We start from the raw sequence: 24,168 nt of genomic DNA, 5'->3' as shown, positions 1-24,168 counted from the left end.
AAGCTCACCCAGGCCTTGACCCCGGACGTGTGCTTCAGCAGCCTGGCCAGGACCCGCGCCTCCGGGTAGGACGGGATCGTCTCGCAGGCCAGCAGGTCGGCGCCGGCCGAAGCGAGGATCTCCCAGCCTCATCTCCGGCGTCAACCTGCTCGTCGACATCGGCTACTCGATCATCGATCCCCGGGTCCGGCAAGGTGGCGAACAAGCTTTTCCGCGCCTGGCGGGCCGACGACCGGACCGCCGCCGCGAAGGTCGCCAACCCCGCCGCGGTAAACACGATCTTCGCCTACGTCTACCGCGCGCCCGACCGCTTCGACGGCTGCGTCGGCAACGTGTGCCGGTTCGTCCACACCAGCGTGCGCGTGCCCGGCGGGCTCAACGGCATCGCGATGGTCGTGACCGGCTCAAAGGTCACCAAGGTCTACCTGTCGCGGCACATCGTCAAGCCGTCGACCGCGGCCAAGCATCTCTTCGCCGCCTGGAAGCGGGGCGACAGACTCAGCGGTCTCGAGGTCGGCAGCGTGGGCGCGGTGAAGACGCTGTTCAAGGTGGCGTACGACCCGCGCGGCGTCACGCACTTCTTCCAGGGCTGCAGCAAGGAGCCGAAGGGGTACTCGTGCGCCTACTCCTACGAGGGCGGCGCGATGCTGATGCACGTACGTGGCTCCAAGACCACCGGCTACGAGGTCCGGTCCATCTCCTACATCGCCGACTGACGACCGCAGGTACGGGACGTGTCGGGACATGAGGCTTTACCAGCTCGCCATACTGGTCACCATGCCCGGCCCGATCAGATCCGTTACGCCTCAGCAGACCGCGACTCTGCGCGCGGTCGTCGACACGATCGTCCCCGCCGACGAGTACCCGAGCGGCACCGAAGCCGGCGTCCTGGACTACCTCGACGGGCAGTTCGGCGGCGATCTGGCCGGCTCGCGTGCGTGTTACGGCGCCGGTCTGGACGCCGTCGACGCCGAGGCGGGAGAGACCTACGGCACGCGCTTCGACCTGCTGGACCCCGTCCAGCGCGAGGCTCTGCTGCGTGCACTCGAATCCGGCGACACCCGCACACCGTGGCCGTTCGACGCGGCGGTGTTCGTGAGCACGGTGGTGGGACATGTCATGGAGGGCTTCTACGGCGATCCGGGCAACGGCGGCAACCGTGACGCCGTCTCCTGGCGGATGATCGGGTTCGAGGTGGGCGAATGATGCGGGTGGACGCCGTCGTGATCGGCTCGGGCGCCGGCGGCGGGGTCGCCGCCGCCGTCCTCGCCCAGGCGGGCAAGCAGGTCCTGGTGCTGGAGCGTGGCCGCGACCTCACCTTCGAGCAGATCGGGCGCGATCACCTGCGCAATCACCGCATCGCCCGTTATGCACACCGGTCCGGGCCGGACTACGAGGACAGCCCGCGCGTCATCGTCGACGAGGCGGGGAACGAGCAACAGGTACGAGCGCACGAACCGGGTTTCCACGGCAACGCCACGCTGGTGGGCGGCGGGACACGGCTCTACGGCGCTCAGGCGTGGCGGTTCCTGCCCGCCGACTTCGCCATGGCCGGCACCTACGGCGTCCCCGCGGGCAGCAGCCTCGCCGACTGGCCGGTCGGCTACGACGACCTCGCCCCCTCCTACGAGCGCGCCGAGTGGGAGATCGGCGTGTGCGGCGACCACACGGCCAGCCGACGTCACTGGACGCGCGCGAAACCGTACCCGATGCCCCCGCTTCCCGAAGGCTTGCAGGCCAGAGCGCTGCGGCGGGGCGCGGACGCCCTTGGCTGGGACGTGCTCCCGGTGCCGATGCTGATCAACTCGGTGCCGTACGCGGGGCGGGCCGCCTGCACCCGGTGCCGGCACTGCGTCGGCTTCGCCTGCCCGGCGGAGGCGAAGAACGGCTCGCACAACACTGTCCTGCGTCGCGCGCTCGCCACCGGCCGGACCCGGCTGCTGGCGGAGGCCGTCGCCGAGCGCGTCACCTGCGACTCCGCCGGCCGGGTCACCGGGGTCCGGTGGGTGGACCGGTCAGGGGCGCGCCATGTCGTCGAGGCCGAGGTCGTGGTCTGCGCGGCCGGCGCGATCGAGACCGCGCGGCTGCTGCAGAACTCGCCGACCCGGCGCGAGCCGCAGGGCCTGGGCAACAACCATGACCAGGTGGGGCGGCATCTGCAAGGCCACGCCTACGCCTGGGCACTGGGTGAGATGGACGAGGACGTCCACGACGGGCTGGGGCCCGGCGTCTCGCTCGCGACGCTCGGCTTCGCCCATCACAACGAGGGAGTCGTGGGCGGGGCGATGCTCGCCGACGAGTTCATCCCGCTGCCCATCGCCTTCTGGGCCTGGAATCTGCCTCCTGACGTGCCCCGCTGGGGTGCGGGGAACAAGCGGTACATGCGTGAGAACTACCGTCGCGTCATGCGCGTCGGAGGGCCGGTCCAGGAGATCCCCAGCCCGCACGCGCGGACGCGACTCGACCGCCACGTGCGCGACCGCTGGGGCATCCCCGTCGCCCGCCTGTCCGGCACCACCCACCCGGAGACCCTGCGCACCGCCGCCTACATCGCCGGCCGCGCCCGCGAATGGCTGCTGGCCTCGGGCGCGCGCCGGGCGTGGACGGCAGAGGTTCCGCTGCGCCTGTACGCCGGGCAGCACCAGTCGGGAACGTGCCGGATGGGTGACGACGAGCGGACGTCGGTCGTCGACCGTTGGGGCAGGGTGCACGGCCACGACAACCTCTATGTCGTCGACGCGTCCGTGCACGTCACCAATGGCGCCGTCAATCCCGTGCTGACCGTCATGGCCCTGGCGTACCGGGCCGCTGAACGGCTCTGCGCGGACTGGTAGTGAGGGGGAAACCCGTGGACCTGCAGCATTGGCTGGGCCGAGCCGCACAGGCGATACAGGAGTGGGCCGACACCTTCGGCCCTTATCAGACGCATCCGTCCGTCGTGGTCGACGAGGATCGTTTCGCCGACGCCTTCCAGGAGTTCACCGGGAGGCTGCAGGACAACTATCCCTTCTTCCATCCGTATTACGCAGGGCAGATGCTCAAGCCTCCGCATCCTGCCGCGGTGGTCGGCTACCTCGCCGCCATGCTGATCAACCCGAACAACCACGCCCTGGACGGCGGGCCCGCCACCGCCCGGATGGAACGCGAGGCCGTCGGGCAACTCGCCGCGATGTTCGGCCTCGACACCCACCTCGGTCACCTCACCACCAGCGGCACGATCGCCAACCTGGAAGCCCTGTTCGTCGCCCGGGAGCTTCACCCCGCCCAAGGCATCGCCTACAGCGAGGACGCCCACTACACCCATGGCCGGATGTGCCGCGTCCTGGGCGTCGACGGCCGCCCCGTACGCACCGACGACCGGGGCCGGATCGACCTCGACGCGGTGGAAGACCTGCTGCGGACCGGCGAGGTGGGCACCGTCGTCCTCACCGCCGGCACCACCGGGCTGGGAGCCGTGGACCCCGTCCACGCGGCTCTGGCCCTTCGGGCGCGGTACGGAGTCCGCATCCACGTCGACGCCGCCTACGGGGGCTTCTTCACGCTGCTGGCCGGTGCCGACGGTCCCGAAGGACTCGCACCAGAGCCCTGGCGAGCCATCGCACAATGCGACTCCATCGTGATCGACCCGCACAAGCACGGGCTCCAGCCGTACGGCTGCGGTGCCGTGCTCTTCCGGGACCCGGAGGTAGGACGGTTCTACCTCCACGACTCGCCCTACACCTACTTCACCTCCACCGAGCTGCACCTGGGCGAGATCAGCCTGGAATGCTCGCGCGCCGGGGCCTCGGCCGCCGCCCTGTGGCTCACCCTGCGGCTGCTTCCCCCCACCCCCGATGGGCTCGGCCGGGTGCTGGCGGCCGGCCGGCGGGCCGCGCTGAAGTGGGCGGACCTGATCGCGTCCTCGGACCTCCTCGAGCTCTACCAGCGGCCCGAACTCGACATCGTCAGCTACTTCCCAGCCGTCGAGCCGACCGCCCTGACCGGCATCGACCGGGCATCCGCCCAAGTCCTGGCGGATGGCATGGCCGGTCCCGATCCGGTCTTCCTGAGCACTTTCAAAGCCGGCCGGAAGGCGTTCGCCGCACGCCACCCCAAGGTCGTCACCGACGCCGCCGACGCACGCGTTCTCCGCAGCGTGCTGATGAAGCCCGAGTCCGAGATCTACATCGAGCACATCCACGCGCGAGTGGAACAGATCGCCCGGTCCCTGCGCCCCTGATCACGGGCCCTCCTGACGCGGGAATGCCAGGCCGAGGGCCGCACGGTGCTCGTCACCAGAAATTCCGCCGTTATTAGCCCAAAACCGGATTTCGGTCCTTACCATAATTGCCGCGGCGATCACCGGTGAGAGTCTCCGGTGCAGCTGCCGCAAGGAGCTACACGTGCGAAAGATCGCAGCCACCACCCTGGCCGTCCTCACCCCCCTCGCCGGAGCCGGCGCGGCGCCCGCCGCGGCGGAGCCCGCACGCGACCGATCCCAGGTCGTCATCGTCGGCCACCGCGGCTCGGCGGGCCACCGCCCCGAGCACACGCAGGGCAGCTACGAGCTGGCCGTGGCCATGGGCGCCGACTGGATCGAGCCCGACCTGGTGCCGACCAAGGACCACGTGCTGGTCGTGAGGCACGAGAACGAGATCTCCGGCACCACCGACGTGTCGCTGCGCCCCGAGTTCGCCGCGCGCAAGACCACCAAGGTCGTCGACGGGCGCAACGTGACCGGGTGGTTCACCGAGGACTTCACGCTGGCCGAGCTGAAGACGCTGCGAGCGGTCGAGCGGCTGCCGGCGATCCGCCAGCGCAACACCGTTTACAACGGCTACTACCAGATGCTCACCTTCCAGGAGGTGCTCGACCTGGCCAAGCGGCTCTCGCGCCAGTACGGCAAGCAGGTCGGCGTCTTTCCCGAGACCAAGCACCCGACCTACTTCAGGTCGATCGGGCTGCCGCTGGAGGAGCCGCTGATCGAGACCGTCAAGCGCAACGGGCTCAACCGCCCGAACAGCCCGGTGGTGGTGCAGTCGTTCGAGCCGTCCAGCCTGAAGCGGGTCGCCAAGGACCTGCGCGTGCCGCTGTGGCAGGCGCTGGGCACCAGCGGACAGCCGTACGACCTGGCGGCGGCCGGAGACCCGACGACCTACGCGGACATGATGAAGCCCGAAGGGCTGGCGAAGATCGCCGAGTACGCTCAGTGGATCGGGCCCGACAAGTCATCGGCGATCCCGATCAACCCGGACGGCAGCTGGGGCACCCCGACGACGCTGGTGCCCGACGCGCACAAGGCCGGGCTGAAGGTCGGCGTGTACACCTTCCGCAGCGAGAACCAGTACCTGCCGCTGCAGCTGCGCCGCGGCCAGGCCCCGACCGACCACGGTGACGCGCTGGCCGAGTACCGCGCCCACCTGGACCTGGGCGTGGACGCCTTCGTCACCGACTACCCCGACACCGCCGCCCTGGCCAAGGCTGAGCAGGGCAAGCCGCACAAGCACGTCCAGCCGAAGCAGTTCGACAACGGCCTGCCGGAAGAGGGCCAGGAATGACGGCCGTCCGCTCATCGGTATGAAGGCACGGCGGGGACGGCGGCCATCGTGTCCCCGCCGTGTCGGCCCTACTTGCTCGTCGAGATGTCGACGACAGCGCCGGCCCGGGTGTGTGCGGTGACGTGGAACTCCGTGGTCTTCCCACCGGCCTCGCTGAAACGTCCGTTGCCTCCCGCGCCCATCACCATATAGCCGGAATCCTGGACGATCGTCAGGCCGTTGGTCGCGGCCGACAACAGGAACCGACTGCCACCGACGGAGACCATGACCGGCTTGGACACCTTGATCTGACATTTCCCGTCCCGGCAGGCGGCCAGGTCGCTCCCGTCCTTGGCGGACGGCAAAGGCGTGGCGGTGGGTTCGCTCGACGAGGTGAGCGACTCGCAAGAGGGAGCCACGTTATAGGAGGCCGCCAGGGCCGGATGGCGGCCGACCGCGGAGAGCAGGTTCCCTTCCACGGGCTTGATCCCGGCCGCCATCGCCCGGGTCACCTGCTTGGCCTGCTTCTTCAGCCGGCCGACGGGCAGCTCACGCAGGTAGAGCAGATCCACCTCGGGCAGCTTCGCGGCGGCTTTCTTGACGGTCGACGCCATGCGCGCCCGATGCTCGTCCACCTCCTGGATGCCGGTGCGGGGAACTTCGTCGAGCGCTTCTCCGATGGACCCCATTCTCGTCGCGGCCGAGGAAATGTAGTCCGCAAGCCGCGATCCGACGAATCGGGAGAACCGCGAATGCCCCATCAGCGGATCGTCGAACGGATCCTCGCGCAGAGACCCGAACGAATTCCTGATCACGCACATCTTGGCGGCCCAGCCGACCAGCGCCCGGGTCGGCGCCGAGGCCCCCGCCGGGGCCGTCGCCGGGGCGGACGCCGTCACCGGCGTGCAGCTCGGCGCGAGGTCGTGGGAGACGGCCAACGTCTGATCGCTCTTGACCAGATTGCTCACAGCGGTCGCCTGCGGGGGTAGCCCGTCGACCACTTTGGCCGCCTGCTTGGCCGCGGCCGGCTTCTTCTTGTCCGAGACCGCCATGATCGCGGTGGCGTCCTCGGGCAGCCGCTCCCGCGCCTCTTTGAGGACTTTCAGCAGCTGCGCGGCGTGCGCATCCGCCGCGCCGATCCCTGACGCGGGCATGGACTCCAGGGCCTGGATCCCGTCGTCGACGACCGAGATCGCCTTGGTGACGTACGACTCGGCCACGTAACCGGCCATGTCCGGTTCTTTCCCGTACGCCTCCCGCAGGGCGTCCACCTGTTGGGTGGTGACGCACATCGTTTCGGACCACCAGACCAGCGCCCGGGTCGGCTCAGGTGAGGGACGGGGCGAAGACGAAGGAGAGGAGGGCGCCTTCTCCGGCTGGCCACCGGCACTGCATCCAACGCTGACGATCAGACCTGTCCCGAGCGCCACTACCGCACGCCGGCCCCTTCGCGACAGAACGCCCAACGTGATCAGCCCTTTCGTCCGTGAGGGGACCGTACACGGCTCTGCCCGGGAGGGGTCCCGGGCAGAGGGCGCCGCGCTGGTGATTCATGAACCGGAGGGAGTGATCGTGAAGTATGGGGAGACATCCAGCTTGTCCGGGACCTCCAGCAGCCTGTGCGTCAGCTTGCCGTCGAACGCCACGACGCGAACCTCGTCATGGGTGCCGTTGTCCTGCTCCCAGCAGTACAGATGCGACTCGTCGTACCAGCCGAGCACCTTGTCGCAGTCGGAGGAGAACCTGCGTACCTGCTTGCCGGTGGCGGCGTCCCAGAGGCAGTGCTCGCCGTCGCCGCCACCCGGGCAGTCGGTCACGAACGTCTTCCCCGAGGGCGAGAAGATGTCGAGGGTTCCGGACGCCAGCGGGCCGACATCCGGCATGTCGCGCGTGCGCTTGCCGGAGGCGTCGAAGAAGCGCAACCCCTCGTCCTTCCCATAGTCGATGACCACGCCTTCTTCGTTGCCGTCCCAGCCGAAGTCGCTCTCCTGGATCGAGTCGTCGGCCACGTTGACCACGCGCACCTTGCTCTGGGCCACATCGTTCTGGGCCACGTCGACGACGGCGAAGCCCACGGAGATCCAGACGTCCTTGCCCTGCTTGTTCTCGACCTTCCTGTTGAGGTTGAGGAGGATTTTCGAGCTGTCCTTCGACCAGGTGCGGATGCTGGTGTCCAGCGGTTTGCGCACGGTCCTGACCCGGAAACTGGAGAGGCCGGACTGCCGGTCGGTGATGAGGACCGAGTCGTAGCCGTCCGAGGTGTAGTCGTGCGGCCTCCCCGCGAGGTAGCGGCCGTTGGGTGAGACGAGCGACTCCAGGTTGCCCGGATACTTCGCGAACGTGCCCCGCAACGATTGCCGGGCATAGTCCACGTCCTCGTCAAGTTTCTTGCTGTAGACCTCGTACGCCGTCAGAGTGATCGGGTCGGACGGGCGCTCGTAGAGCGTGATCGAACCGCCGGGCAGCGTGGTCTTGACGGGGGTCGCCGGCGGGGCCGTGGTCGCGTCCGGCGACGGCGCGGCCGCGGACTTGACGGCGACCGGCGGGAGCGTGGTCGGCCGCAGCAACCTGGGCACGGCTATCCCCGCCACCACGGCGACCGCGGCGATCAGCACCCCCGCACCGACGAGGATCGGCGCGCGCGACCGCCTGGTGCGACCGGCGTCCGGCGCGGCCTGCCTGGTTCCCTCCACGAGGGGGTGGGCACCGGGCTCCGGATTCCTCAACAGGCGCATGATCACGTCCATGGCGGTCGGCCGGCTCGCCGGATCCTTGGCCAGGCACTGCTGCACCAGCTCGCGTAGCCGCCCGTCGAGGGCGCCCAGATCGGGTGGCTCTCTGACCACCCGGCTCATCACGGCGTGCGTCCCGTCGGTGCCGAACGGCGCTCGCCCGCAGGACGCGAAGACCATCGTGCCGGCCCAGGAGAACATGTCGGCCGCGGGTCCGAGCCCGTACCCCATGACCTGCTCGGGAGCCATGTACGCAGGCGTCCCGATCTGCGTGCTGCTCGTCATGGTGGCCGGGCCCAGCGTGCGCGCGATCCCGAAGTCGATGACGCGCGGGCCGCCGGCGCCCATGATGACGTTGCCGGGTTTGAAGTCCCGGTGCACCACGCTGGCTTCGTGGATCGCGGCGAGCGCGGTGGCGGTGCCGATGGCCAGCCGCTCCAGGTCTCCGCCGGCGAGCGGGCCGTCCTCCCTGACGACCCGTTCCAGCGAGCGACCCTCGACGTACTCGCTCATGATGTACGGCCGGCCATCCTCGACGCCTGTGCTGTGCACGGTCGCGGTGCAGAACGCCGCCACCCGCCGGGCGACCTCCGCCTCCCGCAGGAAGCGCTCGACACTCTCCTCGTCATCGGACGGGCGCAGCCACTTGATGGCCACGCGCGCGCCCATGGGGGTCCTGGCGAGGTAGACGACGCCCTGTCCGCCGTGGCCGAGCCTGCCGAGGAGCTCCAGGCCACCCAACTCCTGAGGGTCACCGGGTGCTAGCGGCATGAAGTCAGACATGCGGTAATTGTGATGCTACGCAATGGATCTACCACAAGCTTACTGGCCAGTAGCCATTCTAAAATATTCTTCTGTCAAGGCACCGGCGTCCGGGAGCCCTCCCGAGGGCCGGCGCCTACCGTTGCCTCGCGCAGGCGCGTTGAGAGGATCAGCGACATGGCGTGGACGATGCGCAAGCCCCCGAGGAAGGTGGACATCTTGCCGAAGGAGCTGGGGGACCTCGCCGACGGGCTCCCCCGGGCGGTGCCTGGCACACTGCACGTCCGGGGAACCAACGGCGGGATACGCGTCGCGCCGGACTCCGGGTTCGATGTGGTGTTCGGGCGTTGCGAGCCGGACGTCCACGTCTGCGTCGGCCCCAACGATCCGTACGTCAGCCGGCGCCACGGATACTTCACCTACGAGGACGCGCAATGGGTCCTGTACAACCTCGGCAAGCTCCCCATTCGCCTCCCGGGAGGGCGGCTGGTGCTCACCGGACACCGTTTGACGTTGCCGGTGGCGTACACCCCGCTGTTCGTCGTCGGCCCCGAGCAAGAACACCTGCTCGAAGTCCAGATTGTCCTGACACCACGGACTCCGGACTCGGAGAACCGCCAGGAGGCCGACACCCGCGAGCCGACCGGATGGCGCCTGAGCTCCGTCGAACGCCTGGTCCTGGTCTGCCTGGGCCAGCGATACCTCCGGCCCGAGCCCTGGCCGCAGCCGCTGACCTGGTCCCAGGTCGCCGACGAGCTCGGCCGGGTCCAGCCCGAGGAACGGTGGACCGCCAAACGGGCCGCCCACATCGTCACCCAGACGCGCAAGCGGCTCAGCGCCAAAGTGCCCGGGCTCCTGGAGGAGGAGATTCCGCCGCCGCTGGGCAACACGCTCAACCACAACTTGATCACCGCGCTGCTGTCCACCTCCACGATCGGCCCGTCGGACCTCCGGCTCCTCGACGAGCCGGCCCCATCACCGGAGGTTCCCCCTCGGTGACGCATGGGGCCGCCCCATCGACGGTCAGCGGCAGAACGGCGTCATTCCGAGCACCGACTTGATACCGCCCGCAAGATGCTGCACGAAATACTGGTCGCCTTCCAGCGGCTCATCGGTCCACGCCTTGACGTCGTGGCCGAGGGTGGTGAGCCACGCCTTGCCGCCGTCGTAGTACTGGCACCAGCTGACCGGGTGGTGGGGACCGTGCCCGGGATGACCCAGGTTGCCGCGCACGCCGCGGGCCAGCGTGGCCTCGTCCACCTCGGCCAGCACGCGGACGCGGGTGGGATACGGGATGAGGTTGTACCACTCGTCGGTGAACGCCCAGCGCTGCGGCAGGCCCTGCGTGGAGGCGTCCCGCCGGTTGACGGTGACGACGGTGCCCGGCTGGTTGGCGCTGTGGTCGTAGAAGTTGGCGTTGCCGAGCAGACCCTCGTACCAGGGCCAGCTGTACTCGGTGCCGAAGGCGTTGTGCACGCCGGCGAAGCCGCCGCCGGCCCGGATGTACTGCCGTAGCGCGGTCTGGGCGGCGTCATCGAGGGTGTCGCGGGTGGTGCTGAGGAACATCACGGCGTTGTACGGCAATAACCGGCCCGCCGAGGAAAGCTGGGCGACGTCCTCGGTGTAGTCCACGGCGAACCCGTTCTCCTGCCCCAGCTTGATGACGGCCTTGACCGCGACGTTGTCGTCGTTGAGCGGCGGGTTCAGGCCGGGGCCGAGCGGGGTGCCCAGGTGGGCGTGCCGGGGGCCGGCGGTGCGGCTGTAGACGAGCAGGCGGTAGCCCTTGGCGGGGTCGAAGTTGCCCCAGTCGTGGTAACAGCGGGGGTCGGTGCCCCGGCAGACGCCATAGTCGGGGTCGCCGAGGTTCTGCGCCCCGCCTGGCGAGGCCGCGGAGCTGGTGGCAGTGGCGGTGAGCAGGAGTGTGGCCGCGCCGGCGAGGGCGGCGATCGACAGGACGCGCATGAGCACCTCACGTGCTTCGGTCCACAGAGTGGGCCGTCTGGTCCGCTGGGAGGTTTGAGCGTATTCCAGCCACGGCAACCCGAACAAGCCTTGCCTTGCCGCCCGGTTCGGCATATCGTGCGTCCGTTACATGGATCGAGCAGTCCATAGAGCGGACCGCCCACCAACGAGGAAGTGTCGTCAGGCCCTGAGGTCGGTGGGCAGGATGGACGGAGGGATGGGGCCCTTGTTGCGCCGTCCCTGTCCCGACTCCTCCCAGGCGTGGGCAAGGATTCCGACGCTGCGGCTCAGGACGAACAGCCCCCGGGCGAGCGGCGCGGGAAAGCCCAGCTCGGCGTAGATCACGGCGGTCGCGCCGTCGATGTTCATCGGGACGGGCGCGATCAGCTCCTCCACCTGCCGTGCGGCGCGCAGGTGGAGGCCGGCGACCACCCCCTCGGCCACCGCCGCGTCCACGAGCGCGAGCAGCGGGTCGCGGCGCGGGTCACGGGTGTGGAAACGATGCCCGAAGCCGGGCAGGTACTTGTCGCGGGCACGCCAGCGGGCCACGGTGGCGACCGCGTCGCCGCTCGCCAGGATGTCCTGGAGCAGCTCGACGCACTGCTCCCCCGCGCCGCCGTGCACGTCACCGAGCAGGTTGACGCCGGTGGCGACGGCGTTGTTGAGCCCCACGCCGCACGTGATCGCCATCCGGGCGACCGCGATCGACGGGGCGTGCGGGCCGTGGTCGACTCCGGCCACCAGGGCGGCCTCCAGCAGCGCGGCCTGCCGCTCGTCCGGGAGCTCTCCGCGCAGCATGAGCCAGACGATATCGGCGAAGCCGACCCGGCCGATCAGCTCCTGCACCGGTCTTCCCCGCAGTTCGATGACGTCGGGCGCGATCCGGGAGACCGAGGTTCCCCACCAGTCGGCCACGATGCCCGCGGCACCTCCATCGGAGGCACCGCGAGCGCCATCAGCCCGCTCGTTCATGCGCCACCCCCAGCTCCGCGTTGTGCTGGCCGAGGAGAGGGGCGGGATCGCGTGGACGCAGAGCGGTGCCGTCGATCAGCACACCGTTGCCCGTGACGGTCACGCGGCGCCCGCCACCACCGGGATACGGCACGTCCGCCAGGAACCCGCGCTCGCGTACCTGGTCGAGCGCCAGCGCCTGCGGGACGGTGAGGATGCGGGCGGCCGGGACGCCCTCGCGGGAGAGGAGTTCCTCCCATTCCAGCGCCGTCTTGGCCCGCAGCGCCTGGTTGAGCTCGTCGTTGAGGGCCGCGCGGTGTTCCTTGCGGGCCTCGCGGCCGGCGAACCTCTGATCGGCGGGCAGGTCCGGGCGGCCGACCAGGCGGCACAGCGTCTCGAACTGGGCTTGCTGGTTGGCGGCGATGTTCAGGGGTCCGTCGGCGGTCTCGAAGGTGCCGGACGGCGCCGCGGTGGCGTTCTGATCCCCCATCGGCTCCGGCTCCATCCCGCTGATCAGGTAGTTGGAAACGGTCCACCCCATGGCGGACAGGGATGCCTCCAGCATCGACAGGTCGAGGAAACTACCGGCCCCCGTGCGTTGCCGTCCCGCCAGGGCGGCGGAGACCGCCAAGGCGGCCATCAGACCGCCGATGGTGTCGCAGATGGGGAAGCCGACGCGCAGCGGTGCCGTCTCGGGGGTGCCGGTGACGCTCATCATGCCGGACAGGCCCTGGATGATCTGGTCGTAGGCGGGGGCCTCGCTCATGGGGCCGCTCTGGCCGAAGCCGGAGATCGCGCAGTAGACCAGCCCGGGGTTGAGCGCACGCAGCCGGTCCCAGCCGTACCCGAGCCTGGCGAGCACCCCGGCCCTGAAGTTCTCCAGCAGGACGTCGGCGTCGGCCACCATGGACTCGAACACCTTCCGCCCCGCCGGGCTTTTCAGGTCCAGCTCGACGGACTTCTTGCCGGCGTTCTGGGCCAGGAACGAAGCGCCGACCAGCTCCCGGTTGAGCTCTGGGTCGGGGCCGAGGCGGCGGGCGAGATCCCCGGCGCCGGGCAGCTCGACCTTGACCACCTCCGCCCCGAACAGCATCAGCTGGTAGCTGCAGTATGGCCCGGCCAGAACGTTGGTCAGGTCGACGACCTTGATGCCGTCCAGTGGCAACTGCTGCATTCACGCTCCATAAGTCAGGTCAGGGGATGGTCGAACCCGCGCTCCGACATACGCTTGGCCACTTTTCGCAAGTCGGCGGCGAACTCCTGGACGCGGTCGTCGGTGAAGCGGACCGTCGGGCCGCTCAGCGAGAGCGCCGCCACGGTGGCCTTCGACCCGCTCGTCACCGGGACGGCGACCGCGGACAGGCCGGGCTCGCGCTCACCGTGGCTGACCGCGTAGCCGTCGTGGATCGCCTCGTCGATCCACTCCCGCAGCCGCGCCACGTGCGCCTGTCCGTAGGGCGAAGAGCGTGCGACCCTCGCCAGCAGGGTCTCCGGCGCGTCCTTGAGCAGCACCTTGGAGGACGCGCCCGCCCACAGGGGCAGCTCGTCGCCCACCCGCACGACGTGGCGCAGCGGCTGCGGGCTCTCCTGCTGGGCGATGCAGACGCGGTGGACGTCGCGCAGCACGTAGAGATTGACGGTCTCCCGATGGCGCGCGCCCAGCTCCCGCATGAGCTGGACGGTCTCGGGCGGCAGCTCCCAGGCGTGACGCGCGAGATGAGCCCAGCGCCACAGGGCCGGCCCGGCCGCGTAGCCCTTGGGTGTGGCCCACAACAATCCCATGTGCTCCAAGGTCTGCAGCAGCCGCAGCGCCGTGGTCTTGGCCAGCCCTGTTTCGTCGACGACCTCGCGGATCGTCAGCGTCCGCCGGTCCTCGGTGAGCAGGGACAGGATGTCGAACGCCCGCTGGACGCTCCGAACGCCGCCGCTCTCACCGGAGTCTGCCGGGTTGTTCGTCGAAGGCACGGATCCTCACTCGTGAGTCGAAGGTTAACCTGTCGCTCACCTTCTCATGCGGTCCGTACGCTAACACCGAGTCCATACAGCGGTCCACACGCTCCACAGTGCGGATTGTCTGCCCTCTTGCCAGAACTATTGTCGGCCTCATACCGTGAGGAAATCCACAGTGCGGTTCGCATGGCCCGTCAAGCGGATTTATACGGAGACGATATGGACGAAGTCCACGAAGCCGCGTGTCTGGTCGCCGGGAAATGGCTGAGCGAGGGCCCGCAGTCCGACCGCGTCGGCCCGTATGTCCGGCACGTCGTCAGCCGCGCGCGGCTCGCGCAGCCTGACGACATCACCGCGGCGCTCGATTATGCCCGGCACGGTGCCAGGACGGTCGCGCGGCTGGCCCCGGCGACGCGCGCGACGATATTGGAACGTGCCTCGGCCGAGGTCACGGCACGGGGCGAGGAGTTCGCCCGGCTGCTGGCGCTGGAGCTGGGCAAGCCGCTCAAGGACGGGCGTGGGGAGATGTTGCGGGTGGCGGACACGTTCGCCGTGGCCGCCGCCGAGGCCCGGGCCGTCGGCGGTGAGGTGTTACCCGTGGCGGGCTGGGCACGCGGCGTGGGCAACACCGCGATCACGCAGCGCGCGCCCGCCGGTCCGGTGCTGGCGATCACGCCGTTCAACGCCCCGGCGAACCTGCTCGCCCACAAGCTCGCCGCCTCCTTCGCGGCCGGCAACACCACGATCGTCAAGCCGCCGCCGCAGGCCCCGGCCGTCTCCACCGCGCTGGTGCGGTTGCTGCTGGACGCCGGGATGCCGGTGGAGGCCGTGCAGGTGCTGCACGGCGGCGGCGACGTGGGCGCGCGGCTGTGTGCCGCGCCGGAGATCGCGGTCGTGAGCTTCACCGGCGGTGTGACGGCCGGGGCCGCCGTCGCCCATGCCGCCGGGCCGAAACGGGTGCTGCTCGAACTCGGCGGCAACGCCGCCACCATCGTCTGCGAGGACGCCGACGTGGCCGGGGCGGCCCGCGTGTGCGCCCGCACCGGATACAGCAACTCGGGGCAGAGCTGCATCTCCGTCCAGCGCGTGTACGTCCAGCGCTCCCGCTTCGAGGAGTTCGCCGACGCGCTGACCGCCGAGGTGAAGGCGCTGGCCGTGGGCGACCCGCTGGATCCGGCCTCGGACGTCGGCTCGATGGTGGACGACGCGGCGGCCGAGCGCGTCGTCCGGTGGACCGCCGAGGCGGCGCGCGGCGGCGCGACGGTGACCACGGGCGGCGGCCGCGACGGGGCGGTGATGGCGCCGACCGTGGTGGTCGCACCGCCGGCGGACGCGCGAGTCGTGCGCGAGGAGGTGTTCGGCGCGCTCGTCGCCGTGCTCCCCTACGACGGCTTCGACGCGGTCATCGAGGAGTGCAACCGCAGCTCGTACGGGCTGCAGGCCGGGCTGTTCACCCACGACGTACGCCGCATCGTCACCGCCTGGCGCGAGCTGGAGGTCGGCGGCCTGGTCGTGAACGGCTCGTCGAACTTCCGCCTCGACCACGTCCCGTTCGGCGGCGTGAAGGACTCCGGCATCGGCCGCGAGTCGCCCCGCTGGATGATCGAGGACTTCACCGTGACCAAGACCCTCCTGCTCAGGGGCCTGACGATCTGGGGAGACCAGTGACCGAACACAGTGCGGGCAGCAATCGGCACAGTCACCTTGGTGTCGAGCACCTTGGTGTCGAGGCCGACGAAGGAGGCCACGACACCACAGCCGCGCACGCCCTCGTCGCCCAGCTCGAGGACCTCGGCGTCGAGTACGTCTTCGGCACCTGCGGGCACACCAACATCGCCGTGCTGGACGCGCTGGCCGACAGCCGCATCCGGTTCGTCATCGCCCGTCACGAACAGGCCGCCGCACACGCCGCCGACGGCTACGCCCGCGCCTCGGGCAAGCCCGGAGTGCTCCTCGTGCACGTCGGCCCGGGCCTCACCAACGCGACCACCGGCGTGATGACCGCGGCGCTGGACTCGGTGCCGCTGGTGGTGATCTCCGGTGACATCCCCTCCTACTACCGCGGCCGCCACCCGCACCAGGAGATCAACCTGCACGCCGACGCCGACCAGGCATCGATCTTCCGGCCCTTCGTCAAGCGGGCCTGGCACGTGCACCGGGCACAGGATCTCGGCAGGGCGGTCGAGCGGGCGTTCTGGACGGCGACGACGGGGCGGCCGGGGGCGGTGCTGGTGAACGTGCCGATGGACGTCTTCTCCCGGGCCGCGGCCCCGTACCCGCCGGCGAGCTCGGCCGCGCCGCCCGATCTGCCGGCCGCCACGGCGGAGCGGATCGCGCAGGCCCTGGCCACGGCCGAGCGGCCGCTGCTCTATGTCGGCGGCGGATTGCGCGAGAACGCCGCCGCTCTCATTTCGCTGGCCGAGCACTTCGACATCCCGATCGCGCACTCGCTGATGGCCAAGGGCACCGTGCCCGATGCGCACCCGCTGGTGCTGGGCATGACCGGGTTCTGGGGGCTGGAGCTCACCAACACCTATGCCCGCGAGGCCGACGTGGTGCTGGCGCTGGCCACCCGGTTCGCCGAGACCGACGCCAGCTCCTGGGATGCGCGCTTCACCTGGTCGTTCGAGGACGGCGGCAGGCTGATCCAGATCGACATCGACCCGGCCGAGCTGGGCCGCAACTACCCTGTCGAGATCGGCGCCGTCGCCGACGTCGGGCCGGCCGTCCAGGCGCTCGCCGAAGCCGCGAAGTCGCACCCGCCGAGCGCCCGGCCCGAGCTGCGTGAGCGCATTCGGCAGGCCAGATCGGCGCTGTTCGCCGGCAGCCGGGAGCGGGGCCGTAGCGACGCCTTCCCCCTGCGGCCCGAACGCATCCTGGCCGACCTGCGCGACGCGCTGCCGCCGGACGCGATCCTGGTGACCGACGTCGGCTGGAACAAGAACGGCGTCGCCCAGTGCTACGAGCTCCCGGCGGAAGGGCGTTTCATCACCCCGGGAGGCGCCTCCACCATGGGTTTCGGGCCCGCCGCCGCCGTCGGCGTGCAGCTCGCCCAGCCCGGCAGGACCGTGGTCGCGCTCATCGGTGACGGCGGCATGGGCGCCCAGCTCCCCGCCGTGCCGATGGCCGTCGAACAGGACGCACCCGTGATCTTCGTGGTGATGAACAACCGCTCGCACGGAACCATCTCGGACCTGCAGAGCGCGCACTTCGGGCGGAGCCATGGCTGCGACTTCACCGGCCCGGACGGACGGCCCTACAGTCCCGACTTCGCCGCCCTGGCCGCCGCGTGCGGCGCGGACGGCCACACCATCACGACCCCCGCCGGGTTGCACGCGGCTCTCCGCACGGCGGTGGCCGCCCGGAGGCCTGCGGTCATCGACGTTCCCATGGTCAACGAACCTGTTCCGACCCCTGGGCACTGGAACATCAAGGACATCTACCGGGGCCTCTTCACCGACTGAAACCGTTGTCCGTTCGATATTCCTCAGGATTCCCCGAGCCCGTATAACTAACGTACTAGTCCGTGTATTACGAGGCCATGTCGATCACCCGCACTGTCATCCACCCCCTAATGAGGTGACTCACTTGTTCTCCCGAAGAATCTCCATCGCCGCCGTGGCGCTTCTGGCGCTGGCCGCCTGCGCCCCGCCCGGGCAGTCGGCCGAATCCGGAGCCGGTGCCACGGGACCCATCAAGATCGCGAACGTCAACGCGCAGAGCGGGCAGCTCAGCTCGCTCGGCCAATGGGAGCACAAGGGCGTGAAGCTGGCCATCGAGGAGGCCAACAAGGCCGGCGGAATCAACGGACGGCAGATCCAGCTGGACCTGTTCGACAGCCAGGGCGACCCCACCGTCGGCACCAACGTGGCCAGGAAGATCTCCGCCGAGGGCTACATCGCGATGCTCGGCACCGCCGAGAGCGCGGTCACCCTGGCCATGGCGCCCATTCTCAAGGACGCCAAGATCCCGAACATCACGTCGGGCCAGTCACCCAAGCTGGCCGAGCTGAAGAGCCCGTTCCTGTTCCTCAACGCGCCGACGAGCGTGACCTTCGACGAGACGCTCGCCAAGTACCTGATCGACGACAAGGGCTACAAGAAGATCGCACTGATCAGCAACAACGGCGCGTACGGCTCCGGCGAGCACGACGCGTTCCTGGCCGCGCTCAAGTCCAGGAGCGTCACCCCGGTCGCCGACGAGGTCGTCACCCCCGACCAGAAGGACTTCAACTCCAACCTGGCCAAGATCCGCGAACAGGGTCCGGAGGTGCTGTTCATCGGCGCCGAGGAGGTCCAGTCCGGGTTGATCGCCAAGCAGTCGCGCGAGCTGGGCATCAAGTCGATCTTCGCCGGTGGCGCCCCGATGGGCACCGACGTGTACGCCGACACGGCCGGGCTGAAGAACGCCGAGGGCTCCGTCGTCAGCTCGCCGTACCTCAGCAACGAGGCCAGCGATCAGATCAAGGCCTTCGCCGCCAAGTACAAGGCCGCCTACAACGAAGAAGCCCGCATGCACGTGGCCAAGGCGTACGACGGCGCGTCGATCATGATCGAGGCGCTCAAGCAGACCAACGGCGAGGGCGGCCAGAAACTGGCGGACGCCATCCGCGGCGTGAAACGCGCCGGGCTCCTGGGCGACTACACCTACGACGCCAACGGCGTCGGCATCCACGCCACGAAGATCGGGCTGGTCAAGGACGGCAAGGTCGTCCCGGAGGTCGCGAGCTGACGTGCAGGTATTCCTTCAGACCCTGATCGGCGGGGTCACGTTCGGAGCGGTGTACGCACTGGTGGCGATGGGGTTCTCGATCGTCTACCGCACCATGGGCCTGGTCAACTTCGCCCACGGCAGCGTCGTCATGATCGGCGCGTACGCCGCCTCCACGTTCTACATGGCGACCCATGTCCCCTTCGCGATCGCGATCGTCGTGGCCATCGCGGTCACCGGTCTCATCGGCCTGGTGATCGAGCGTTTCCTGCGGCCTCTGGAGAACAAGGACTTCACGCTGATGCTGATCGGCACGATCGGCTTCGGCGCGGTGCTGGAGGCGGGGGCGGTGCTGGTCTGGGGCGCCACCGGTCACGCGGTTCCCTCCCCCGTGGCCACCGAGCCGCTGGACCTGGCGGGCGTGCGGATCCCCACCTACAACCTGGTCGTGATCAGCGTGGCGGCGCTGGCCACCGGGCTCCTGGCGCTGTTCCTGCAGCGCACCAAGCGAGGCGCCGCCATGCAGGCGGTCGCCATGGACCACCAGGCCGCCACCGCGGTCGGCATCCACGTCGGCCGCAGCAACGCCATGGCCTTCGCCATCGGCGCGGGCCTGGCGGCGCTGGCCGGCAGCCTGATCGGGCCGATGTTGTACGTCAACCCGACCATGGGCGGCACGCTCGGCATCAAGGGCTTCGCGGCCGCCATGCTGGGCGGCTTCGGCAGCATGCCGGGCGCGATCGTCGGCGGCGTGGCGTTCGGGCTGCTGGACGCGTTCGCGGCGGGCAACTTCCAGGAGTACTCCGAACTGGTCACGTTCCTGGTCTTCGCCGTCGTGGTCATGATCCGGCCCACCGGCATCTTCGGAGAGGCGACGGTGAACCGAGCATGAAGCGTCTGGCATTCCTCGTCCCCGTCGGGGTGGCCGCCTGGCTGCTGCCCTATGGGCTGGGCGGGTACTCCATGCACGTCGTCGCCGTCGCGATCATCTTCGCGATCCTGGCCGTCGGCCTGGGCCTGACCATGGGCGTGGCCGGTCAGATCAACCTGGCCCAGGTCGCCTTCTTCGGCGTCGGCGCCTACACCGTGGCCATCCTGTGCACGCGGGCCGGCTTCGGTTTCTGGAGCGCGGCGGTGCTGGCTCTGCTCGTGTCCGTGGTGTTCGGCGTGCTGGTCGGTATCCCGGCGCTGCGCATGCAGTCGCACTATCTGGGGATCGTCACGCTGGGACTGGCGCTGGCCTTCACCAACTGGGTCACCAACGCCACCGTCGCGGGCCGCGCCGAGGGCATCAGCGACATTCCCGTTCCGGTGCTGTTCGGGCTGGAGCTGTCCAGCGCGTACCTGTTCTACTACGTCGAACTGGTGGTGTTCGCCCTCGCACTGGCGTTCGCGCTGTTCGTCACGCATTCGCCGCTGGGGCGCAGGCTGCGGGCGATGCGCGACGACGACCTGGCGGCGGGCGCGCTGGGCGCGGAGATCCCGCTGCTGCGGATGACCGCGTTCGTGTTGTCCGGCGTGTACGGCGGCCTGGCCGGCGTCCTGTACGCCGGCCTCATCCGGTTCGTGGCGCCCGAATCGTTCAACATCGCCAACATGTTCCTCCTGCTCGCCATGGTGATCATCGGCGGCCGGGCCAGCATCCTCGGCTGCGTGGTCGGCGCCCTGGCACTGGCCGCGGTGCGGGAGGCGCTGCTGGACGTGTCGGCCTACGCCCAGCTCGGCTACGGCATCGTGGTGGTGCTCGTGGTGGTCTTCGCCCCCACGGGGCTGGCCGGGCTGCCCCACCAGTTCCGGCGCCTCCTGCGCCGCCACGGCTCGGGAGCGAGACTGCGGCTGGGTCCTTTCCAGCCCTACGAACAAGTGGCGCACGCCGGCGACGGCGAGAACGTGCTGGAGGTCCAGGGCGTGACGATGCGGTTCAAGGGACTGGTCGCGCTCGACGACGTCTCGCTCACCGTGCCGCCCGGCCAGATCCGCGGCGTCGTCGGCCCCAACGGCTCGGGCAAGACCACCCTGTTCAACATCGTCAGCGGCTTCTACACCCCCAGCGCCGGGAAGGTGCGCCTGCGCGGGCTTGACGTGACGGGAGCGCGGCCGTACCGGCTGTCCCTGCGCGGTGTCGCGCGCACGTTCCAGAACCTGCGCCTGTTCGAGGACCTGAACGTGCGGGAGAACATCCTGCTCGGCCTCGACCGCACCCGGACCTCGTGGATCTGGCGCTATGCGGGCCTGCCCTGGAAGGTGTTCGGCTACCAGCGAGCGCTGGACGCGCGGGCCGATGAGATCATCGCCAGGTTCGGGCTGGCCGACTTCGCCGATGCCGTGCCGCGGGCGCTCCCGTACGGGATCCAGCGCCGCGTCGAGACGGCCCGCGCGATGGCCATGTCCCCGTCTCTGCTGCTGCTGGACGAGCCCGCGGCCGGGCTGAACGGCGAGGAGGTACGCCAGCTGGCGGAGATCGTCCGCTCGATCAGGGACTCCGGGGCGACGGTCGTGGTGATCGAGCACAACATGGGCCTGGTCATGTCCCTGTGCGACCGGATCACGGTGCTGGCCAGCGGCAAGGTGATCGCCGAAGGCACGCCCGCGGAGGTCGCCATCGCCCCGGCGGTCGTCCAGGCCTACCTCGGCGATTCCATGGCCGCCCCCACAGAGACCGCCGTCGAGGAGGCGACCCGATGACCACGCTCACCGTCGAAGGCCTTTCTGTGCACTACGGCGGTGTCCGGGCCGCCCATGACGTGTCCTTCACCGTGGAGCCCGGCCAGTCGCTCGGCATCATCGGCGCCAACGGCGCCGGCAAGTCCTCCACGCTCAAGGCCGTCATGGGCCTGGCGCCCCGCCAGGGGCGGACCATCCGCTTCGGCGACCACGACCTCCTGCGCGCACCGGCGCACACCCTGGTCCGGCACGGCATCGGCTACGTGCCGGAGGGACGGCACGTCTTCCCCGGGCTCACCGTGGAGAAGAACCTCCTGCTCGGCGCCTACACCACCAGCTGGAAACGCACGCCCATCGACGAGGTGTACGAGCTGTTCCCCGTCCTGGGCGAGATGCGCCACCGGCTGGCCGGAGCGCTGTCGGGCGGCCAGCAGCAGATGCTGGCCGTCGGCCGCGCGCTCATGTGCCGTCCCAAGGTGATGCTCCTGGACGAACCCTCGATGGGCCTGTCACCGATCCTCGTGGCGGAGATCGCCGGCGTGCTCAAGCGGCTCAACACCGACGGGCTGAGCATCCTGCTCGTCGAGCAGAACGCCAAGCTCACCTTCGACGTCACCACCACCTGCCTGGTGATGGAGAACGGCGAGATCGCGGCCACCGGTACCTCGGCCGAGCTCCGGGACGATCCCGAGGTCCGGCGCATCTACCTCGGCCTGTAGCAGCCCGCTCGGTTGTGCTGCCGGCCGCGTGCGCCCACAGACGAGTCCGCCTAGCAGATCTATCAATCCATGCAGTGGAACGAGAGGAATGGCCATGGTCCGTCGCAGAGAATTACTCGTGGGCGCCGTCGCCGCCGTCGCACTCGCGGGTTCGGGAGAGGCCGCCGCGGCCACCCACCGCTCCGACCGGAACTTCCCCAAGGTCGGCGGGAACCTCGCCAACCAGAACTACAGCGGGCTGACCGGCCTGCACCGCGGCAATGTCAGGCGGCTGCGGGGCGCGTGGGTCAACCACATCGAGGGCGGGCTCATGGCGGGCAACAGCCAGAGCACGGCCGTGGCGGTGGACGGCGTCCTGTACGTCGAGTCGGCGCCGGGCAACGTGGTCGCGGTGGACGGCCGCACCGGCGCGACCCTGTGGAAGTACGAGCAGACCCGCGGCGCGGTCACCAGGCGCGGCGTGGCGGTCGGCGCGGGCAAGGTCTTCACCTGCGCCAACGACAACTGGGTGATCGCGCTGGACCAGAAGACCGGCCAGGTGGTCTGGGAGCGGCAGCACAACGGGTACGGCAACCTGGAGAAGGTCGCGGTCACCTACCACGACGGCATGCTCTACTGCGGCACCAACGACGGCCCGCGCGGGGCCGCGCTCGCCTTCGACGCCGGGACCGGCGACCTGGTCTGGCACTTCTGGGGCACGGCGGCTCCCGGCGAGTTCGGCAACGACACCTGGGAAGGCGACTCCTGGCAGACCGGCGGGGCCACGCCGTGGATGCACTGCGCCATCGACCCGGAGCTGGGCCTGGTCTACTGGACCTTCGGCAACGCGCGCGGCAGCCGCTCCTCCCAGGACGGCTCGCAGCGCGGCGGCCAGAACCTGTTCGCCAACTCGATCGTGGCCATGGATCTGAAGACCGGCGCCTACCGCTGGCACTTCCAGTCCATCCACCACGACATCTGGGACATGGACAACGTCATGGCGCCGGTCCTGGTCGACGCCCGCGTCCACGGACGGATGCGCAAGCTGGTCGTGTACGGCAGCAAGACCGGCATGTACTACATCCTCGACCGGATCGACGGCTCGGCCCCGCTCGGCATCGACGAGCTGCCCGTGCCGCAGGAGCCCCGGCAGAAGACCTGGCCCACCCAGCCCTTCCCGCGCCAGGGCGGCTGGACCGAGCTCACGCCGGTGTGGCAGCCGCTCGGCACCGAGACACCGGGCCTCCCGCACCGGGCCGTGCCCAACTACAAGATCGGCTCGCTGTACACGCCGCACTGGGACGAGCCGATCCTCACCATCCCCGGCCACGGCGGCGGCGCCGACTGGAACCACCAGTCCTACAGCCACAGCACCCGGCTCGTGTACACCGGCTTCGGCTACGTGGCGGCCGCCCACTCGCTGACCGAGGCGTCCAACGGCCTGCGCCCGCCGGGCGAGTACATGACCGGCGGCGTCGTGGCAGTGGACCCGAGCACGAACCGGGTGCGATGGAAGAAGAACCTGCCGTACTCGCTGGCCCACGGCAACGGCATCCTCACCACGGCCACCGACCTGCTGTTCATCGGGCAGCCCGACGGCAACCTGCTCTGCCTGGACGCCCGGGACGGCCACGAGCTGTGGCGCTGGCAGACCGGCGCCGCCGTCAGCAGCTCCCCCATCACCTACGAGATCGACGGCGAGCAGTACCTCGCGGTGTACGCCGGCGGCACCGGCATCCCGTACGGCAACTCCGCGCCGCGCGGCGACCACCTGTGGGCCTTCAAGCTCGGCGGCACGGCGCCGCCCGCGCCCGTACCGCCCGCGCCCGTGATCAGGCGGCCGGTCTCCGGGAGCCCCGTGGACGGCAGCGCCGTGAACAACACCGTCGTGCTCGCTCGCGTCTACGAGAACGGCCAGGTCGGGACCGTCGAGTCCACAGCGGTCAACGCCATGGCGCCCACGCACCTGCGGGTGCCCGCCGGCACCACGGTCACCTTCGTCAACCCCGCGGACAACGTGCACGTCCACGGGGCCACGCAGTTCTTCGAGGGCCTCTTCGACATCCGGCTCAAGCCGGGCGAGTCATTCCAGTACACCTTCACGCGGCCTGGGGAGTACTTCTTCAACGACAGCCACAGCCCACGTCCCACCGGGAAGATCGAGGTCCTTCCCGCCTGATCCCCGGGCTCCTGCCCACGGGGCCCCGGCGTGCGGAAACCGCG

At 69.9% G+C, this 24,168-nt stretch carries 19 protein-coding genes and 1 pseudogene; 13 read left to right on the top strand and 7 right to left on the bottom strand.

What is annotated here, in order from left to right; translation table 11 throughout:
• Positions 1-125 (bottom strand): annotated as a pseudogene (locus tag ETD86_RS13565) (homocysteine S-methyltransferase family protein); the annotation flags it as partial.
• Positions 126-194: 69 nt separating this feature from the next.
• Between ETD86_RS13565 and ETD86_RS13560 the strand changes: the two are divergent.
• The 5 genes from ETD86_RS13560 to ETD86_RS13540 all read left to right on the top strand — a co-directional run bounded on the left by ETD86_RS13560 (position 195) and on the right by ETD86_RS13540 (position 5,537).
• Complete coding sequence (locus tag ETD86_RS13560; RefSeq protein ID WP_138666499.1) at positions 195-716, top strand: hypothetical protein; 522 nt, start codon at positions 195-197, stop codon at positions 714-716.
• A gap of 28 nt (positions 717-744) precedes the next feature.
• A complete protein-coding gene (locus ETD86_RS13555; RefSeq protein ID WP_138666498.1) occupies positions 745-1,206 on the top strand; it encodes a gluconate 2-dehydrogenase subunit 3 family protein in 462 nt (153 codons plus the stop codon).
• A complete protein-coding gene (locus ETD86_RS13550; RefSeq protein WP_138666497.1) occupies positions 1,203-2,834 on the top strand; it encodes a GMC oxidoreductase in 1,632 nt (543 codons plus the stop codon). The genes ETD86_RS13555 and ETD86_RS13550 overlap by 4 nt, the downstream gene beginning before the upstream one ends.
• Before the next feature lie 14 nt (positions 2,835-2,848).
• Positions 2,849-4,219, top strand: coding sequence for a pyridoxal phosphate-dependent decarboxylase family protein (locus tag ETD86_RS13545; protein WP_138666496.1), 1,371 nt, complete (start codon positions 2,849-2,851; stop codon positions 4,217-4,219).
• A gap of 163 nt (positions 4,220-4,382) precedes the next feature.
• Positions 4,383-5,537, top strand: coding sequence for a glycerophosphodiester phosphodiesterase (locus tag ETD86_RS13540; protein ID WP_138666495.1), 1,155 nt, complete (start codon positions 4,383-4,385; stop codon positions 5,535-5,537).
• Between the two features lie 68 nt (positions 5,538-5,605).
• Here the strand turns inward: ETD86_RS13540 and ETD86_RS13535 are convergent, their stop codons facing one another.
• Together ETD86_RS13535 and ETD86_RS13530 are read right to left on the bottom strand one after the other, a co-directional pair.
• On the bottom strand, positions 5,606-6,808 hold the full coding sequence (locus ETD86_RS13535) for a hypothetical protein (RefSeq protein ID WP_138666494.1): 1,203 nt from the start codon (positions 6,806-6,808) through the stop codon (positions 5,606-5,608).
• 258 nt (positions 6,809-7,066) lie between these two features.
• Positions 7,067-9,031 carry a serine/threonine protein kinase gene (locus ETD86_RS13530; protein WP_138666493.1) on the bottom strand — a complete coding sequence of 655 codons (1,965 nt, stop codon included), beginning with the start codon at positions 9,029-9,031 and terminating at the stop codon, positions 7,067-7,069.
• Positions 9,032-9,187: 156 nt separating this feature from the next.
• Between ETD86_RS13530 and ETD86_RS13525 the strand changes: the two genes are divergently transcribed.
• Positions 9,188-10,009: an FHA domain-containing protein gene (locus ETD86_RS13525; protein ID WP_211370019.1), complete on the top strand. Its 822-nt coding sequence runs from the start codon at positions 9,188-9,190 to the stop codon at positions 10,007-10,009.
• A gap of 24 nt (positions 10,010-10,033) precedes the next feature.
• Here ETD86_RS13525 and ETD86_RS13520 read toward each other — a convergent pair whose 3' ends face one another.
• From ETD86_RS13520 to ETD86_RS13505, 4 genes are all read right to left on the bottom strand, one after another.
• Positions 10,034-10,972 carry a ThuA domain-containing protein gene (locus ETD86_RS13520; RefSeq protein WP_138666492.1) on the bottom strand — a complete coding sequence of 313 codons (939 nt, stop codon included), beginning with the start codon at positions 10,970-10,972 and terminating at the stop codon, positions 10,034-10,036.
• A 180-nt stretch (positions 10,973-11,152) separates the two neighbouring features.
• Positions 11,153-11,887: a citryl-CoA lyase gene (locus tag ETD86_RS13515; protein ID WP_246147889.1), complete on the bottom strand. Its 735-nt coding sequence runs from the start codon at positions 11,885-11,887 to the stop codon at positions 11,153-11,155.
• Positions 11,888-11,927: 40 nt separating this feature from the next.
• A complete protein-coding gene (locus ETD86_RS13510; RefSeq protein WP_138666490.1) occupies positions 11,928-13,097 on the bottom strand; it encodes a CaiB/BaiF CoA transferase family protein in 1,170 nt (389 codons plus the stop codon).
• A gap of 14 nt (positions 13,098-13,111) precedes the next feature.
• Positions 13,112-13,888, bottom strand: coding sequence for an IclR family transcriptional regulator (locus ETD86_RS13505; RefSeq protein WP_138666489.1), 777 nt, complete (start codon positions 13,886-13,888; stop codon positions 13,112-13,114).
• A 204-nt stretch (positions 13,889-14,092) separates the two neighbouring features.
• Here ETD86_RS13505 and ETD86_RS13500 point away from each other — a divergent pair, with 204 nt between their 5' ends.
• The 7 genes from ETD86_RS13500 (at position 14,093) to ETD86_RS13470 (ending at position 24,124) form a co-directional block, all read left to right on the top strand.
• Positions 14,093-15,541, top strand: coding sequence for an aldehyde dehydrogenase family protein (locus ETD86_RS13500; protein WP_138666488.1), 1,449 nt, complete (start codon positions 14,093-14,095; stop codon positions 15,539-15,541).
• Positions 15,538-17,337 (top strand): thiamine pyrophosphate-binding protein, encoded by a 1,800-nt coding sequence (locus ETD86_RS13495; protein ID WP_138666487.1) that lies wholly within the window; start codon positions 15,538-15,540, stop codon positions 17,335-17,337. The genes ETD86_RS13500 and ETD86_RS13495 overlap by 4 nt, the downstream gene beginning before the upstream one ends.
• Positions 17,338-17,461: 124 nt before the next feature.
• Positions 17,462-18,604 (top strand): ABC transporter substrate-binding protein, encoded by a 1,143-nt coding sequence (locus ETD86_RS13490; protein WP_170223063.1) that lies wholly within the window; start codon positions 17,462-17,464, stop codon positions 18,602-18,604.
• 1 nt (position 18,605) lies between these two features.
• Positions 18,606-19,475, top strand: coding sequence for a branched-chain amino acid ABC transporter permease (locus ETD86_RS13485; RefSeq protein ID WP_138666485.1), 870 nt, complete (start codon positions 18,606-18,608; stop codon positions 19,473-19,475).
• Positions 19,472-21,268: a branched-chain amino acid ABC transporter ATP-binding protein/permease gene (locus tag ETD86_RS13480; protein ID WP_138666484.1), complete on the top strand. Its 1,797-nt coding sequence runs from the start codon at positions 19,472-19,474 to the stop codon at positions 21,266-21,268. Before ETD86_RS13485 ends, ETD86_RS13480 begins: the two co-directional genes overlap by 4 nt.
• Entirely contained in the window at positions 21,265-21,966 is a 702-nt protein-coding gene (locus ETD86_RS13475) for an ABC transporter ATP-binding protein (RefSeq protein ID WP_138666483.1), read from the top strand. The genes ETD86_RS13480 and ETD86_RS13475 overlap by 4 nt, the downstream gene beginning before the upstream one ends.
• 94 nt (positions 21,967-22,060) lie before the next feature.
• Positions 22,061-24,124 (top strand): outer membrane protein assembly factor BamB family protein, encoded by a 2,064-nt coding sequence (locus tag ETD86_RS13470; RefSeq protein ID WP_211370018.1) that lies wholly within the window; start codon positions 22,061-22,063, stop codon positions 24,122-24,124.
• Positions 24,125-24,168 lie beyond the last annotated feature (44 nt).

It is taken from the genome of Nonomuraea turkmeniaca, assembly GCF_005889735.1.
Lineage (GTDB): Bacteria > Actinomycetota > Actinomycetes > Streptosporangiales > Streptosporangiaceae > Nonomuraea > Nonomuraea turkmeniaca.
Note: the sequence above shows the minus strand (reverse complement) of the source record. Positions and strands in the feature narration are given on the sequence as shown.